The sequence below is a fragment of the Paraburkholderia sp. GAS334 genome (assembly GCF_050436625.1).
GTDB lineage: Bacteria > Pseudomonadota > Gammaproteobacteria > Burkholderiales > Burkholderiaceae > Paraburkholderia.
Genome location: NZ_JBNDMO010000001.1, coordinates 628,589 through 643,850 on the forward strand (window position 1 = coordinate 628,589; position 15,262 = coordinate 643,850).

The 15,262-nt window shown below is 61.2% G+C and carries 14 protein-coding genes and 1 pseudogene; 8 read left to right on the plus strand and 7 right to left on the minus strand.

All coding sequences use genetic code 11. The features are described 5' to 3' along the window. Positions 1-31 precede the first annotated feature (31 nt). The 3 genes from garD to P3T21_RS02805 all read left to right on the plus strand — a co-directional run bounded on the left by garD (position 32) and on the right by P3T21_RS02805 (position 4,609). Positions 32-1,621 (plus strand): galactarate dehydratase, encoded by a 1,590-nt coding sequence (gene garD / locus P3T21_RS02795; protein WP_429254389.1) that lies wholly within the window; start codon positions 32-34, stop codon positions 1,619-1,621. A 61-nt stretch (positions 1,622-1,682) separates the two neighbouring features. Then, positions 1,683-2,777: a lactonase family protein gene (locus tag P3T21_RS02800; protein ID WP_429254390.1), complete on the plus strand. Its 1,095-nt coding sequence runs from the start codon at positions 1,683-1,685 to the stop codon at positions 2,775-2,777. 266 nt (positions 2,778-3,043) lie between these two features. Further along, complete coding sequence (locus tag P3T21_RS02805; protein WP_429254391.1) at positions 3,044-4,609, plus strand: methyl-accepting chemotaxis protein; 1,566 nt, start codon at positions 3,044-3,046, stop codon at positions 4,607-4,609. Between the two features lie 26 nt (positions 4,610-4,635). Here the strand turns inward: P3T21_RS02805 and P3T21_RS02810 are convergent, their stop codons facing one another. After that, entirely contained in the window at positions 4,636-5,928 is a 1,293-nt protein-coding gene (locus tag P3T21_RS02810; RefSeq protein WP_429254392.1) for an aspartate carbamoyltransferase, read from the minus strand. Positions 5,929-6,133: 205 nt separating this feature from the next. Continuing rightward, positions 6,134-6,898, minus strand: a complete 765-nt coding sequence (locus P3T21_RS02815) for a carboxypeptidase-like regulatory domain-containing protein (protein ID WP_429254393.1) — start codon at positions 6,896-6,898, stop codon at positions 6,134-6,136. Between the two features lie 427 nt (positions 6,899-7,325). Between P3T21_RS02815 and P3T21_RS02820 the strand changes: the two genes are divergently transcribed. Together P3T21_RS02820 and P3T21_RS02825 are read left to right on the plus strand one after the other, a co-directional pair. Beyond that, on the plus strand, positions 7,326-7,916 hold the full coding sequence (locus P3T21_RS02820; RefSeq protein ID WP_429254394.1) for a hypothetical protein: 591 nt from the start codon (positions 7,326-7,328) through the stop codon (positions 7,914-7,916). A 197-nt stretch (positions 7,917-8,113) separates the two neighbouring features. After that, the gene (locus P3T21_RS02825) at positions 8,114-8,524 is read left to right on the plus strand and encodes a hypothetical protein (protein ID WP_429254395.1); all 411 of its coding nucleotides are present in this window, start codon (positions 8,114-8,116) and stop codon (positions 8,522-8,524) included. A 179-nt stretch (positions 8,525-8,703) separates the two neighbouring features. Here the strand turns inward: P3T21_RS02825 and P3T21_RS02830 are convergent, their stop codons facing one another. Both P3T21_RS02830 and P3T21_RS02835 read right to left on the minus strand, forming a co-directional pair. Further along, a complete protein-coding gene (locus P3T21_RS02830) occupies positions 8,704-9,957 on the minus strand; it encodes a D-amino acid dehydrogenase (RefSeq protein WP_429254396.1) in 1,254 nt (417 codons plus the stop codon). 214 nt (positions 9,958-10,171) lie between these two features. Then, positions 10,172-10,582, minus strand: coding sequence for a rhodanese-like domain-containing protein (locus P3T21_RS02835; RefSeq protein WP_429254397.1), 411 nt, complete (start codon positions 10,580-10,582; stop codon positions 10,172-10,174). Between the two features lie 95 nt (positions 10,583-10,677). On the opposite strand from P3T21_RS02835, the gene ftrA reads away from it, so the two are divergent. Both ftrA and P3T21_RS02845 read left to right on the plus strand, forming a co-directional pair. Next, the gene (gene ftrA / locus P3T21_RS02840) at positions 10,678-11,646 is read left to right on the plus strand and encodes a transcriptional regulator FtrA (protein ID WP_429254398.1); all 969 of its coding nucleotides are present in this window, start codon (positions 10,678-10,680) and stop codon (positions 11,644-11,646) included. 84 nt (positions 11,647-11,730) lie between these two features. Continuing rightward, positions 11,731-12,225 (plus strand): MgtC/SapB family protein, encoded by a 495-nt coding sequence (locus P3T21_RS02845; RefSeq protein WP_429254399.1) that lies wholly within the window; start codon positions 11,731-11,733, stop codon positions 12,223-12,225. Positions 12,226-12,275: 50 nt separating this feature from the next. Here the strand turns inward: P3T21_RS02845 and P3T21_RS02850 are convergent, their stop codons facing one another. After that, positions 12,276-13,181, minus strand: a complete 906-nt coding sequence (locus P3T21_RS02850; protein WP_429254400.1) for a glutamate/aspartate ABC transporter substrate-binding protein — start codon at positions 13,179-13,181, stop codon at positions 12,276-12,278. 383 nt (positions 13,182-13,564) lie between these two features. Further along, a complete protein-coding gene (locus P3T21_RS02855) occupies positions 13,565-13,975 on the minus strand; it encodes a hypothetical protein (protein WP_429254401.1) in 411 nt (136 codons plus the stop codon). Positions 13,976-14,331: 356 nt separating this feature from the next. On the opposite strand from P3T21_RS02855, the pseudogene P3T21_RS02860 reads away from it, so the two are divergent. Further along, positions 14,332-14,472 (plus strand): annotated as a pseudogene (locus P3T21_RS02860) (IS6 family transposase); the annotation flags it as partial. Here P3T21_RS02860 and P3T21_RS02865 read toward each other — a convergent pair. Further along, positions 14,414-15,067: a UbiX family flavin prenyltransferase gene (locus tag P3T21_RS02865; protein ID WP_429254402.1), complete on the minus strand. Its 654-nt coding sequence runs from the start codon at positions 15,065-15,067 to the stop codon at positions 14,414-14,416. The pseudogene P3T21_RS02860 and the gene P3T21_RS02865 overlap by 59 nt on opposite strands. Between the last annotated feature and the right edge of the window lie 195 nt (positions 15,068-15,262).

The following is a 15,262-nucleotide window of genomic DNA, read 5'->3' on the forward strand; positions in this document are numbered from 1 at the left end:
AGGCGCGGAAGGCGCCATAAGGATCGATGCAATGGAACTGTCTCCGCTCTACATTCGCGTTCACCCCAATGACAACGTCGCGATCGTCGTCAACGACGGCGGCCTGGGTGAGGGCGCAGTATTTCCCGATGGCCTTGTGCTGCGCGAGCGCGTGCCACAAGGACACAAGGTCGCGCTTGCCGATCTTTCGGAAGGCGACGAAGTCATTCGCTATAACGTGGTGATCGGCTATGCACTCAAGTCCCTGCCGAAGGGAAGCTGGATCAACGAACACGTGATCCGGATGCCGAGCCCGCCCGGACTCGAAGATCTGCCGATCGCGACCATCAAGGCGCCGGACATGCCGCCGCTCGAGGGCTACACCTTCGAGGGCTACCGCAACGCTGACGGCTCGGTCGGCTCACGCAACATTCTCGCCATCACCACGACCGTTCAGTGCGTGGCCGACGTGGTTCAGCACGCGGTGACGCGAATCAAGGCCGAGCTGCTGCCGAAGTATCCCAACGTCGACGATGTCGTCGGTCTGGGACACACCTATGGTTGCGGCGTAGCAATCGATGCCCCCGACGCGATGGTGCCGATCCGTACTGTGCGCAACATCAGCCTGAATCCGAATTTCGGCGGCGAGGTGATGATGGTCAGCCTCGGCTGCGAGAAGCTGCAGCCAGAGCGCCTGATGCCGCCGGGCACGATTCCCATTGCCGCGGCCGCCAACGTTGCGGAAGTCGCCGACATCGGCGACCTCGAGTCAGACTCGAATGGCGATGTCGTCGTGCTTCAGGACGACGCACACGTTGGCTTCCAGTCGATGATCGACTCGATCATGAAAACGGCCGAAGGCCATCTGAAGCGGCTGAACAATCGCCGTCGCGAGACATGCCCGGCATCCGACCTGGTGATCGGCGTGCAATGCGGTGGCAGCGACGCATTCTCGGGGCTGACGGCCAACCCTGCGGTTGGCTTCGCGACCGACCTGCTGGTGCGCGCCGGTGCGACGGTCATGTTCTCCGAGGTCACCGAAGTGCGCGACGGTGTCGACCAGTTGACGGCACGCGCGGCAAACGCCGACGTGGCGGCGGCGATCATCCGCGAGATGCAGAGGTACGACGATTATCTGAAGCGCGGCGGCGCCGACCGCAGCGCCAACACGACGCCGGGCAACAAGAAGGGCGGCCTGTCGAACATCGTTGAAAAGGCGATGGGTTCGATTATCAAGTCGGGCAACTCGGCCATCTCGGGCGTGTTGTCGCCGGGCGAAAAGGTCAAGCAGAAAGGCCTGATCTACGCGGCGACGCCGGCTAGCGATTTCATCTGCGGCACGCTGCAACTGGCCGCGGGCATCAACCTTCACGTGTTCACGACCGGCCGCGGCACGCCGTACAGCCTCGCGGAAGTGCCGGTGATCAAGGTCGCGACGCGCTCGGATCTCGCACGCCGCTGGCATGACCTGATGGATATCAACGCCGGCACCATTGCAACCGGCGCCGCGACCATCGAAGACGTGGGTTGGGAGTTGTTCCGCCTGATGCTCGACGTGGCAAGCGGGCGCAAGCAAACCTGCGCGGAGAAGCTCGGGCTTCACAACGCGTTGACGCTGTTCAATCCGGCGCCGGTGACCTGAGCGTGGTGCCGGTCAGTCGTTAATCAAAAAATAACCCGTTCAGAAACCCAGCTACGAGTTCATGACTAAAAAAACAATCCTGAGCGCTATCGCCGGCGCGCTGATCGGCCTCACCGTTTCTGGCGCCAGCCACGCTGCAACTTACGCGTATGTATCGAACGCCGACAGCGAAGATATTTCGGTGTTCAGTCTCAACCGGTCGACCGGGGCGCTCGACGCAGTCGAGACGGTTCACGTCGGCGGGACCGCGATGCCGATGGCAGTCTCCCCGGATCACCATCGCCTGTACGTCGGTCTGCGGTCGAAGCCGTACCGGGTGGTGAGCTTCGCGATCAACCCGATCGATGGCCGCCTGATTCAGCTGGGCACTTCGCCGCTGGCCGAAAGCATGGCGTATCTGTCCACTGACGCAACGGGCCGTTATCTGTTTTCTGCTTCGTACGGCGGCAATCTTCTGGCGGTCAACCCCATCGCTGCCGATGGCGTGGCGGGCGAGGTCCAGCAGACAGTCAGCACCGGTCCGATGGCCCATGCCATCCGCAATGCGCCGGATAACCGCTATGTGTTTGCGTCCGTGCTCGGTTCCGATGCTTGGCTGCGCCTGAAGTTCGACGCATCGAACGGTCATCTGACGCCGGATGCCGCCCCCGCGTATGCGCTGCCGGAAAAATCGGGCCCGCGCCACTTCGTATTCTCGGCGGACCATCGCTTTACTTACCTGATCGATGAGCTTGACGGCAAGCTTCATGTGCTTGCCTTCGACGGTACCCGCGACACCGTCAAGCCGATTCAGACCGTCTCGATTCTGCCGCCTGATTTCAAGGGCGACAAACCGTGGGGCGCGGACCTTCATCTGACACCGGATGGCCGCTTCCTGTATGCATCGGAGCGCACGTCGAGCACGCTGGCGGCTTATCGTGTCGATCCGGCGTCGGGCAAGCTCACGCGTATCGGCACGTATCCGACGGAGAAGCAGCCGCGCGGATTCAATATCGATCCGTCGGGCAACTATCTGCTTGCAGTGGGGCAGTTATCGACAAAGATGAGCGCGTATCGCATCGACCGGAAAACGGGTGCGTTGCTTGCGCTTGGGCAGTACCCGGTGGGTAAGAACCCGAACTGGATCGAGTTCGTGGAGTTCGACGGCTCGAACTAACCTGATCGTCGTGTCACGCTGACGCATTCGCGCGTATCTGGCATTCGCGCGAATGCGGCACAGATGGGTGTTTCAAAGCATGTCGAATGGCCCGTGCGGTAGACGCACGGGCCATTTTTTTGGTGTGCGAAATATCCAGGCATCGCGATGCGGCAGCTACACGATTAAATCGTGTTCCAGCGCATGAAGTCACCCAATTTTCGCTCAAGTCGTCGGCTGGAAATGCCGTTAAAACGTCAACGTACAACTTCGGGTTGAAAAGCGGCATGCGCAACATATCGGTTCAAAACAGCCTCCTCGGTGTCTTTCTGGTCTTCGCGACAATGATCGTGATCGGTGGCGTGGTCGGCGTCACGACGCTTAGCCGCGCAAACGCCAACCTGGAGCGCATTCATCGAATTGCGACGCAGGAAATACTCGTGAACGATGGATACAAGGATTCCACCCGCACGCGTGCCGCGTTGACGCGGGCCTACTCAGCGCTGAAAGAACGCAATGACCAGGCGACGCGCGATTCGGCGCTGAAAAGCGCGGCGACGACGTTCCAGCGCGCAGCCGACGAAACCGAATCATTCCGGAACGCGGCGGCGTTTCGCGGTCTGGACGACGAGTTGAAGCAACAGTTGGTCGCATCGTCCGCGCGTCTCGCGACGATCCTGAGCCAGGCCACCGACGCGTTGCGCGCGGGCGATACCAACGCCTATGTGCAGATCAACGACCGGGATATCACGGCAGCAGGCCAGGCATACACCGCGAACGTCGAGAAATTCCAGACTCTGGCGAATAACCTGTCCAACGACGCCGTCGCGCAGGTCGACAGGGAATATGTGTGGGTCGTCAGCATGGTCATTGTCGGCGTCTGCGGTGCGCTGGTGCTGATCGTGGTCGCGCACTTCGCCTTGCGGCGTGTTGTTACCGTACCGTTGAAGGACGCGGCCACGTTGCTCGATCAGATTGCGAAAAACGATCTGACGGCTCGCATTCCCGAGGCCGGGAACAACGAGATCGGTCAGCTCTTTGCTGCAATGCGCCGGATGCAGCGCGGTCTGTCGCTGACCGTGGCGAACGTGCGGAGCAGTTGCGAAGCGATTTACAGCGGGGCGCGGGAGATTGCCGCGGGCAACCAGGACTTGTCGAGTCGCACGGAGCAGCAGTCCGCTGCGCTGGAAGAGACCGCCGCCAGCATGGAAGAGCTGACGTCCACGGTGAAGCAGAACGCCGACAATGCACAGCAGGCGAGCCAGCAGGCCGCGAGCGCGGCGCAGGTGGCGCAGGATGGCGAAGGCGTGGTGGATCGCGCAATCCAGACGATGACTGCGATCACGGAGAGCTCGCGCAAGATCGCGGAGATCACCGGCATGATCGACAGCATTGCTTTCCAGACCAACATCCTCGCGCTCAATGCAGCGGTCGAAGCGGCGAGGGCGGGGGAGCAGGGCCGCGGTTTCGCCGTGGTCGCGAGTGAGGTTCGCAGTCTCGCGCTGCGAAGCGCGGATGCTGCAAGGGAAATCAAGACATTGATTGGCGCGTCCGTGCAGGACGTCGAGAATGGCAATACGCTTGTGACGCGAGCGGGACAATCGATGCGGGACATCGTCGGCGCCGTGCGGAGCGTCGCGGTCATCATGAACGAGATCAAGTCGGCGACGATCGAGCAAGGCACGGGCATCGAACAGGTCGGCCAGGCCGTGAGCCAGATGGACCAGGTCACGCAGCAGAATGCCGCCCTTGTCGAAGAGGCGGCTGCTGCGGCGAACGCACTTGAGCATCAGGCGCAATCCATGACCGAAGCAGTCGCGGAGTTCCGCCTGACACAGGCATCTACCTTGTAATCGTGATGGGCTGAAGCTGGCCCGGATCAATCGATCCCGTGAAAGACGGCGTCGTCCGGTCCGAGATATACCGGCGGACGCCACGCGGCATCACGCATCGAATGCTGCACGAGCTTCTCGACGCCCAGTAGTATCGCGAAAATCGCCATCCGCACGGGAATGCCGTTGTCCGTCTGACGGAAGATCGCGAGCCGCGAGTCGTGATTCAGGTCGACGCTCAGGTCGTTCGCGCCCGGCCGGCTATCGCGCGGCAACGGATGCATGATCAGCGTATCGATGCCGCACACCGTGTCGACCAGCGCCTGATTGATCTGGAAATCCGGCGTGTAGCCTTCGAACGATTCGTCGGTAAAGCGCTCCTTCTGGATGCGCGTTGCGTAGACGACGTCCGCGCCGCGCAGGCCGGCGGTCAGATCATGGGTCTGCTCGATGACGTGTCCGTTGCGCGAGATCTGCTCGACGATATACGTCGGCATTTCGAGCATCGGCGGCGAGACGAGCGTGAACTTGATGCCGCGATAGAGCGCAAGCAGCTTCACGAGCGAGTGCACAGTGCGTCCGTATTTCAGGTCGCCGACGAGCGCGATATGCGCGCCGTCGACAATCTTGCCGAGCCGCGAGAACTCACGCTGTATCGTGTACAGATCGAGCAGCGCCTGGCTCGGATGCTCGCCGGGGCCGTCGCCGCCATTGATCACCGGAATGTTGGTGGCGCGCGCGAATTCGGCCACAGAGCCCTGCTCCGGATGGCGGATCACCAGCGCGTCGACGTAGCCGCTCATCACGCGGCTCGTGTCGTAGATCGATTCGCCCTTGGCCATCGACGAAAACGTGAAACCCGTCGTATCGCACACCGAGCCGCCGAGCCGGCAGAATGCGGCGCCGAAGCTCACGCGGGTCCGCGTGCTGGCTTCGAAGAACAGGTTGCCGAGCACCGCACCTTCGAGCACGCGTGAGATTTTCCGGCGGCGTGCGATGGGTTGCATGATGTCGGCCACGCGGAACAGCGCTTCGACCGAGTCGCGCGAGAACTGGTCGACGGATAGCAGCTGCGGCCGGCCTTCGAACAGCATCTGACTCGCTAGCGACTGCGAATCTACGCTTTGCGTATAGCCTTCATTGGGCACGCCGCTGACGACGATTTCCGACACAAAACGCTCGACGATCTCCGGCATGGCGCGCGATTCCTGCGAATCGTCCGGCAGCAGCCACGTATCGAGCGCCCGACGCGATACGCCGATGCGGCTCGCGAAGGTCTCGCGGGTCATGTTCATGCGACGCATCGCGTCGCGCAGGAAGGCTTGCTGAGGAACGCTCATGCGGGTCACCCGTCGGTGGTGGTTGAGGTTGGTTATATACGCTGTGCGTATATTAATTCGACGGTGAGAGAAGTCAAGAAATTTTGCGACAAACCGCCGCTGCCCCGCGCCGATGGCGGGCCCGCCCGAAGAAGGGCGCGCGATCTGGCATTCGTTTGCCCGGCTCGTCGGCACGATGTTCGACGAGCCACGTGAAAGCGCGGACTTACATCATCCCGCCGGAGTTGCTGCTGCCCGCGTTGCCTGTTCCACCGCCTGGTGTCGTTGTCGAAGGCGTGGCGGGAATCGGCTGCGCGGCGCCTGCCGCCGTGACGATTGAAAGCGTTGCGATTTGCGGGCCGCCGTCGCCGATCGCGCCGGCCGCCTGCAGCGCATCGAGATCGTGGTCGATCCCTTCGTGGTTGGGAATAAAGGGCGTGGTCAAAAAGTTCGGCACAGATAGTGTCAACGCGAAATGTTGCTGGAGGCTGGTCACGACGGCGGTCTGCGCGTTCAGCACATCGGTCTGGTTGCCCAGCACCAGCTGAAACCGTGCGTTGCTCGCGAAGCTGGCGAGCAACCCGGCCTCATCTGTGCCGAGCTGGCCGCTGAGATACCCGAGCAGCAGGTCGGTTTCCGGCGTGACGTTGAAGGTGCCGCTGGCGAACGCGACGGAATGGAACGTGCGTCCGTTGGCAGTCGCCGTGACGAGGCAGGGCAGTACGGCCTTGAGTGCGACGTTGAACTGGCCATTGGCGTCTGCGGTCGCGCTTGCCGTTCCCTGCACGCAACTCACGCTGATCGTCGCGCCGGCCAATGCCTTGCCGCTCGCGGCCGTGCCCGATACCGTCATGCTCGATGGCGTCGCGGCTGGACTGGCGCTGCCACCTCCGCCGCCACCGCCGCCACCGCATGCCGTGAGCGCCAAAAGCATCGCCGCGCACAGTGAAGCGGGCGCGGAGCGAGGGAAACGCGCGTCGTGAATGTTCATGACAGCCTGCCGTCGGTCGATGAGACGAACGCACCCGCGCCGTGCGGTTGCGCCGCCTGCGTGTGATTGACTATCCGACGTAAACGACTGCGACGGTGCGCATATTCCCGACGCGCGCTTTTCTACGCTTTGCAAATTGTTGTCCCCTCGCTCACCTGCGAAGCCAGTGCGACTCGCCGAATGCCGGCGCCCAATGGGACTAAAGTCCCATACCTTGACAACACGATTACAACTAGACTCTTGTCGAGTTCAGTTCGTCCTTGAACTGGTGGAATAAGGCCGGATCGCCGGCTACCAACATCTTGTAGCGGTCGGCGCTGAGAAGCGCCGACCGGCGTGGCCGGGGTTCAGCCACCACGCAACGCAACGCGTTCTGCGCGAGTTCCCCGGCGTCCGATCAAGCTTCAGCGTTTCGAAGGAGAACCCCATGACGAATGGAAAATTTCTGGTCTTCGCCACCCTGGTGGCCATGGCGTCAGCGGCATGGGCGCAGCAGGACACCAGTGTGCAAGTGATGAAAGCGCCGGGCACGGCAACCATCAAGGGAACCAGAAGGGTGACGGCCACGGTGCAGGATATCGATGCCGCGACGAGGACCGTTTTGCTAAAGACGCCAAACGGCAAGGTCGTTGAAGTGGTCGTCGGGGATGAAGCACGCAACTTTGACCAGCTCAAGGTCGGCGACGTCGTCAATGCTGTTTACCGGGAATCACTCACCTTGAGCCTGAAGAAAAAAGGCGGCGACACGCCTTCGGTCGAAGAGAACGCGTCGATGGAGCGCGCGCCTGCTGGCGCAAAGCCCGGCGGCACCGTGGGCCGGGAAGTGAAAATCGTAGCCGACGTCGTCGCGGTCAACCCAAAAACCAGGACCGTCACGTTGAAAGGCCCCAAGGGCAACACGCTAGACCTGAAAGTGGAGGACCCCGCGCAGTTCGCAAACATCAGGAAGGGTGATCAGGTGGATGCCGTTTACACCGAAGCTCTCGCCATTTCCGTCGAGTCAGCTGTCAAGAAGTAGGTAGCTTGCCGGTTTGTTATTCGTCTTCCGCGCAGCTAGACTCAACAAGAGGCAACGTGCGGTGGCGACTTGCGACGACGGCCTGGTGGCAAGCAGGCCAGACTGTCGAGAAGGGTCAAGGTGTCGTAGTCAGGATTGATTGATCGGCAATCGGCAAACGCCTGACAAAATCCGCGGCCTTGCTCTCAGGAGACAGCGTGAAACACTTCATTGTGAGGCGCACGCCACGCACTATTGCAGGCCTGTCTCTGCTTGCGGCCGTCATCTGGCTGAACCCCGGGCATGCTCAGCCCGTCGAAACAGGGCCGCTGAGCATCAGCGGTTCTCTCGTCGTCCAGGGACCGGTGACGGTGGACGGCCCGCTCACTGTGGCAGGCGATATCTTCGTTCACGGTCCACTTACGGCCGAATGGCTCGCACAACTTCCCCCGAACGACCCCGCAGTGCGCAGGCATTGGGGAGGAAGGACATTTCATGGTCCGCTTACCGTGCACGGCCCACTGATCGTGCATGGCGACCTTGAAGTACGCGGCCCGCTCACGGTGGACGGGCCTGCCGGTGCCGTTGGAAACATCGATGCCGAAGGCCCGATTGTCGAGCGTCGCTGAGCGCCATGAGCAGGCTGCTCAGCGCGGTCCGTGAACGGCCGCTTCAGGTACACGTGCCCGGCAGCATAACGGGTCGAACCCGGCGCGCGGTTGACTGGGAGCCCCAGGCAAAAGCGCACGATGACGCCCGACAGGTCCTGCTGCCGGGGTTGCACACCTGCTGCCTGTTGCCTGTCCGGCTAGTTCCCGTAGCGACTGACCGCAAAGTCGTCGCTGGTAATCGCCGGCGTTGTGCCTGACATCAAATCCGCCAGCAGTTGTCCCGAACCGCAGGACATGGTCCAACCCAGTGTGCCGTGGCCGGTATTGAGCCATAGACCCTTGATCGCGGTCGGGCCGATAATCGGCGTGCCATCAGGGGTCATCGGCCGCAGGCCAGTCCAGAAGCTGGCTTGTGTCACGTCGCCTGCATGCGGGAACAGGTCGGTGACAACATATTCCAGTGTCTCACGCCGGGTACCGTGCAGTTCCTTGTCGAAGCCCACCAGATTAGCCATGCCCCCCACGCGAATTCGATCTTCAAAGCGGGTGATCGCGACTTTGTAGGTTTCGTCGAGGATGGTCGAGACGGGTGCCTGCGCAGCGTCGGTAATCGGCACAGTGATCGAATAGCCCTTGACGGGATAGACCGGAATGCTGACCAGGCCGCGCAGCAGTGCGGTGGAATAGCTGCCGAGTGCCACAACACAAGCGTCTGCAGTCAATGTTTCGCCGTTTGAATGCACTCCCTTTAGCGTGCCATCTTCGACTACCAGGCCATCGATGCTGCGCTTGAACAGGAACTGCACGTGGCGTGCTTGCGCCATCTCGGCCAGTTTGCTGGTGAACACATGACAGTCACCGGTTTCATCGCCTGGCAAACGCAGGCCTCCGACCAGTTTATTCTTTGAGCCCTCAAGCGCCGGTTCGGCGCGAGCCAGTTCGTCGCGCGACAGCAACTCATAAGACACACCCATTTGCTTCAGAACGGCGATGTCCTTGGCGGTACCGTCCATTTGTTTTTGCGTGCGAAAGACTTGCAGCGTGCCCTGCTGGCGACCTTCATAGGTGATGTGGGTATCGTTGCGCAGCGCCATAAAGCAGTCGCGACTATATTCGGCGAGCCGCACCATGCGTGCCTTGTTGACGGCATAGCGCTTTTTAGTGCAGTTAGCCAGCATCTGTGTCAGCCATTGCACCTGAAACAAGGTGCCGTCCGGCTGGAGTGACAGTGGCGGATGCTTCTGCAGTAGCCATTTGATGGCCTTGGCGGGTACGCCCGGCCCGGCCCACGGCGACGCATAGCCCGGTGAAATCTGGCCGGCGTTGCCGAAGCTTGTCTCGAGCGCTACAGCGGGTTGGCGATCAAGAACCACCACCTCATGACCGGCGCGCGCCAGATACCAGGCGCTCGTGACACCGACCACGCCTGCTCCAAGAATCAAGATTCGCATCAAGGTCTCCTGCAAAAAGACTGTTCATTTCTGATTCTGGTGCAAATGCAAAGTATGAACGATGCGTCGGTGTTGCATAAATCGGCATCCCCTCGTTTTCCCTACACTGAGTCAAAGGGAGGCGATCGGGCCGTGGCGCAGACTCAAAGCATAGTCAGTTGAATAGTATGCGATTTCTGTGTGTGTTCGGGCCGTTTGAAAATCGCGCTGCGCGTCATTCCACCTTGGTCGCAGCGAGCTCGAAGCCTTCGTCGAGCCAGCCTGTGATGCCGCCGATCATCACCTTGACCGGGCGGCCGAGCTGGGCGAGCTTTATCGCGGCGCGTGTTGCGCCGTTGCAGTGAGGGCCCGCACAATAGGTGACGAAGAGCGTATCGCGTGGATACTCAGCGAGCTTCGACGCAACAATCTTTCCGTGCAGCAGATTGACGGCGCCCGGTACATGTCCGCGCGCGAAGAGCGCGGGGCTGCGCACGTCGAGCAGTACGAAATCGATGGAGTGCGGATCGCCGGCTTCAAGTGTCGCATGTACATCGGCACAATCGGTTTCGAACGCGAGCGACGAACTGAAGTGGGTGAGCGCCGCGGCACTATCGGCAGCGGGAACGGCTGAGACGGGCGACATGTGAGATTCCTCATGAGTGTTGATGCGATGCATTGTCCCGTTCTCATGGACAAATGGATAGCGGCGCAATTGACAATATCCGGTAACATCTCGCCATGCATGGTCATCTTGTCGTCGCGCTGGTTTACGACCGGCTCTGTACCTTCGAATTCGGCTGCGCGACCGAACTGTTCGCGCTCGACCGTCCGGAACTCGGCGTCGACTGGTATCGCTTCGCGGTATGCGCGGCTGAGAGCGGGCCGATCCGTGCGGCCGGCGGCATCACGGTCGCCGCGCCGTATTCGCTGCGTATGCTGGACCGCGCAGACACGATCGTCATTCCCGGCTGGCGCGATGCCGACGAAATTCCGCCCGAACCGCTGTTGAAGAAAATCCGCGCCGCGTATCGGCGCGGCGCGCGGCTGTGCTCGATCTGCTCCGGCGTGTTCGTGCTTGCGGCAGCGGGCGTACTCGATGGCAAGACCGTTACGACGCACTGGCGCTACGCGGAACGTCTCCAGCGCCGCTATCCGCAGGTAACGGTCAAGCCTGACGCGCTGTATGTCGACGAAGGGCAGATCATCACGTCAGCGGGTTCGGCGGCGGGTCTCGACATGCTGCTGCATCTGGTGCGGCGGGATCACGGCAGCGCGGTGGCGAATCGCGTGGCGCAACGGCTTGTTGTGCCGCCGCATCGCGAAGGCGGTCAGGCGCAATTCGTGCCGCGTCCGATGCCGCAGGATGAAAGCGGGCGCCTCACGAAACTGATGGACTGGGTGCGCGCCAACCCGGCGCGGCTGCACACGCTAGGCTCGCTGGCGCAACGCGCCGCGATGAGCACGCGCACCTTGCAGCGGCAGTTTCACGATGCAACCGGAATGGCGCCGTATGAATGGCTGGTGCGCGAACGCGTGGCGATTGCGCGCGACCTGCTTGAGCAGCAGGCGCAGTTGCCGATCGCGCGCGTTGCGGAGCTGGCGGGCTTCGGCTCCGAAGAATCGATGCGACGGCATTTCCGCCGCATCGCGCTCACGAGCCCGGCCTCATACCGCCGCAAGTTTTCCGGTCAGGAAGCGCCTCTGTGAGCGCGCATGTTTAACCGGCCCGAATCGGCGCACACTGCGTATTACGACATCGAACACATCGACTGCACAACCTGAGAGCGCGACATGCTGCCTGCTTCCACATTGCAAGAAGTGATCCTGCGAATGACGTTCGCGATGGTGATCGGCGTCATCGTCGGCATCGATCGCAACCTGCGCGGCAAGCCGACCGGCATGAAGACGCTCGGGCTCGTGGCCCTCGGCTCGTGTCTTGCGACGATGGCCGGCATGGGCTTCATCGTCAACGGCATTGCCGCCGATGCGAACGTATCGCGCGTGATTCAGGGCATCGTCACCGGCATCGGATTTCTTGGCGCCGGCGTGATCGTACAGAATCCGTCGCAGGACAAGATACGCGGACTCACCACGGCCGCCTCGATCTGGGTTACCGCGGCACTTGGCATCGTGTGTGGGACAGGCGCGTGGTCGGTTGCGGTCGCGGCGCTGGTGCTCGTTTTTGCGTTGCTGACGATCGGCCGCTTCATCGAAAAGCCCCTGCATCGTTTCTGGTTGAGGAGGCCTCAAAAAGAGCGTGAAGAAATCGCGGCCACTGACGATTGATACGCGGCGGCTCACGCCGCGCATCGATTCAAACGCGCCATTCCAGCGCGTTATTCAAACGCCTTGTCGTTAGGGTTCGCGTAGAGCTTCTGCAGCGAATCGCTCATCGGAAAATCGAAGCTGATGTTCCTGGGCGGCACGGGTTTCATGAACCATTTGTCGTACATCGTCGTGATTTCAGGGCCTTTCATGACATCCGCCAGCGTGTCGTCGATCAGCTTCCTGAACTCGGGATCGTCCTTGCGCAGCATGAAGCCATACGCTTCTGACGATTGCGGCGTGCCGGTAATCACCCAGTCGGCAGGCTTTGCCGTCAACGCGCGCGTACCCGCAAGCAGCACGTCATCCATCATGTAAGCCACCGCGCGGCCGCTTTCAATCGTAAGGCGGCCTTCGCCATAGTCTTTGGCGCTGATGATCTGCATGTTCATCTTCTTCTCTTCATTCATCTTGCGCAGGATGCGTTCCGACGTCGTGCCCTGATTCGTCACGACGGTTTTGCCGGCGAGGTCGGGGAAATCCTTGATGCCGGCGTCCTTGCGCGTCAGCAGGCGCGTTGTCGCGACAAAGAACGTGTCCGAGAACGACACCTGATTCTGGCGTGACGTCAGGTTCGTCGTGACGCCACATTCCAGATCGACGGTGCCGTTCTGCACGAGCGGTATGCGGTTCTGCGACGTGACGGGGATGAAGCGGACCTTCAGATCCGCCCGCTTTGTCTTTGCCTTGACCGCTGCAATGATGCGGTCGCATAGATCCTGCGAAAAGCCGACCACCTGATTGTTCGTATCGACATAGGAAAACGGCACCGAGGTTTCGCGATGCCCGACTGCGATCACGCCGCTGGTCTGGATTTTCGCGAGCGTGGACGTCGCGTCCTGCGCAAACACGCCCTGCGCGGCGGCAAGACTGGCAACGAGACAGGCAGCGAGAGCGGGCAGTGTCGAGGTTTTCATGGCGTTTTCGGATCGATGTCAGGTTTGGGGGGACGCGAACGGAGCCCCGGGCACCGTTTTGCATTTGTCTACATATGTTGTCATGAAAAAATATTATGCAACATATGTTAACTACCGATGTAGTGCGACCGGCTCGTGCCGGATCGGTGGAACGCCCAGCCCGGATGGGAAGGCGGGGAGTTGAACCGATGCAGGAAACGGCGGCGCTGTCTTCGCAGGCAACTGACCGAACCAGTCGTTGCTGCCGGGAAAATGCGGGGAAAGCTGGGGAAAGGCAGAACACAGCGGCCGGGCGAGGCAGTGAAACGGGCGTAGTGCGTGGCTGCGTCGACAAACGGTTCCGGCATTCGTCGGGCGATTCAAGGCTCAGGCTCAGTTTTGAGCTACTTCGTTTGATGGGGTTCGTCCGTTTCTGGCGGGGCGCCGGGCAGCGGCGCATTGAATCCTGATGCGCCGCTCGACGTCGTTCTGCGTTCATTCATGAGAATGCCGTTTTCGTCGAACTCGAACACGACAGTCGACGATCGGGTATCGGCTCCACCGAACAGCGGACCAATGAGGGGAATAAAACTTTCGGGGTGAGGCCTGGATGTGATGAATGAATAGATCAACACGGTCGATCCATCTCTCAGCGTGGTCTGTACCGTTGGAGACCCGAGCACAGCGACAACGTCTTCAAGGGTGCTGAACCCCCGCTTGAAGTTCGACAATTGCTCCGGTTTGACGTCGATGCCTGCCGATACACAGGCAGCCATCGCGCTGCAAAGCACAATAACCGCACGCATACGCTTCATGTCGGCACCACTGCTACCCCTTGGGCCGCGACCGAAGAATCAATGAACGCACCTTCCGCGCTTGCGTGTCCGGTGCGTCGGCGCACGAGCGGCCCGGCCGGACACTTACAGAAGGTCCTATCGCGTCGGCTTTGCTCGTCGGTGCATTTGCCTTTTCCCTTGATCGATGCGATATGGGCGGCATCTCTCGTCTGGGAGACTTCAGAAACGAAGGCGCCAAAACGGGCGGCGCGCCGCGCCTTGATACGCCTTTCTCATAGGATACATCTCTGCTGCGACAAGCGCGCCGCCACGCGCTAGCCAGCCGAAAGCCAGCCGACGCCGACGATTCCTGTCGAAAGTCGAACGGCGGCTTTCGGGGCGTGCGCGGGTTTCGTGACCACAAACGCACGCGGGCGTTTCTCTCAAGCCTGGGTCCCGTCCGGCGGCACTTTGCGCTCAAGCGGCATCTGCTGCGCGCTTCGCGCTATCGCAAACATCTCGCGGCCCGATTTGCTGGACTTCCCGCGTGCCGCGAGCGCCCGTCCAGCGCGTGACCGTGTGCGCATCGATGTCGAAGAGGTCTAGAACCCGTCCAAGCGTGTGATCGATCATCGATTCGAGACTGTCGGGCCGTGCGTAAAACGCGGGTACGGGTGGGTAGATGATCGCGCCTGTCTCCGTGGCTGCCGTCATGTTGCGCAGGTGCCCGAGATGCAGCGGCGTCTCGCGCACCATCAGCACGACCCGCTTGCGTTCCTTGAGCATCACGTCAGCGGCCCGCGACAACAAGGAACCTGTGTTACCCGTTGCGATCTCCGCTAGCGTTTTCATCGAGCAAGGTGCGACGATCATGCCATCGACGCGGAAGGACCCGCTCGAAATGGCAGCGCCGATATCGGTATTTGGATAATGCACGTCGGCCAACGCCTGAACGTCCAGAAGTCGCTGGTCAGTCTCGTACGCAAGGGTGACCTGCGCCGACCGGCTCATCACCAGATGCGTCTCCACCTTCAATTCGCGCAGCAGTTCGAGCAACCTGACGCCATACACCACACCTGAGGCGCCACTGATGCCGACCACGATTCGTGTGGGTCGATTTTTTTCTGTCATGTCTATCTGCCGGAAGCGGACGGAAAAGCTGGCTTTCCCATTCGTGTTGCGAAGGAGGTGGGTGAAGGTTGCATCACACGCGCGTGGCGACACAAACGAAATCTGTTCATGTCTTGCATGAAGCCATTTCATCGAGATCCTATGCATCGCATGGCTCGTCCTGACACGCATTACAGATGAAATTCATTCATGAGC

Excerpts from the sequence above, each read along its gene's own strand:
- garD (WP_429254389.1), top strand. The coding sequence starts at position 32 with ATGGAACTGTCTCCGCTCTACATTCGCGTTCACCCCAATGACAACGTC.
- P3T21_RS02800 (WP_429254390.1), top strand. The coding sequence starts at position 1,683 with ATGACTAAAAAAACAATCCTGAGCGCTATCGCCGGCGCGCTGATCGGC.
- P3T21_RS02805 (WP_429254391.1), top strand. The coding sequence starts at position 3,044 with ATGCGCAACATATCGGTTCAAAACAGCCTCCTCGGTGTCTTTCTGGTC.
- P3T21_RS02810 (WP_429254392.1), bottom strand. The coding sequence starts at position 5,928 with ATGAGCGTTCCTCAGCAAGCCTTCCTGCGCGACGCGATGCGTCGCATG.
- P3T21_RS02815 (WP_429254393.1), bottom strand. The coding sequence starts at position 6,898 with ATGAACATTCACGACGCGCGTTTCCCTCGCTCCGCGCCCGCTTCACTG.
- P3T21_RS02820 (WP_429254394.1), top strand. The coding sequence starts at position 7,326 with ATGACGAATGGAAAATTTCTGGTCTTCGCCACCCTGGTGGCCATGGCG.
- P3T21_RS02830 (WP_429254396.1), bottom strand. The coding sequence starts at position 9,957 with ATGCGAATCTTGATTCTTGGAGCAGGCGTGGTCGGTGTCACGAGCGCC.
- P3T21_RS02835 (WP_429254397.1), bottom strand. The coding sequence starts at position 10,582 with ATGTCGCCCGTCTCAGCCGTTCCCGCTGCCGATAGTGCCGCGGCGCTC.
- ftrA (WP_429254398.1), top strand. The coding sequence starts at position 10,678 with ATGCATGGTCATCTTGTCGTCGCGCTGGTTTACGACCGGCTCTGTACC.
- P3T21_RS02845 (WP_429254399.1), top strand. The coding sequence starts at position 11,731 with ATGCTGCCTGCTTCCACATTGCAAGAAGTGATCCTGCGAATGACGTTC.
- P3T21_RS02850 (WP_429254400.1), bottom strand. The coding sequence starts at position 13,181 with ATGAAAACCTCGACACTGCCCGCTCTCGCTGCCTGTCTCGTTGCCAGT.
- P3T21_RS02855 (WP_429254401.1), bottom strand. The coding sequence starts at position 13,975 with ATGAAGCGTATGCGTGCGGTTATTGTGCTTTGCAGCGCGATGGCTGCC.
- P3T21_RS02865 (WP_429254402.1), bottom strand. The coding sequence starts at position 15,067 with ATGACAGAAAAAAATCGACCCACACGAATCGTGGTCGGCATCAGTGGC.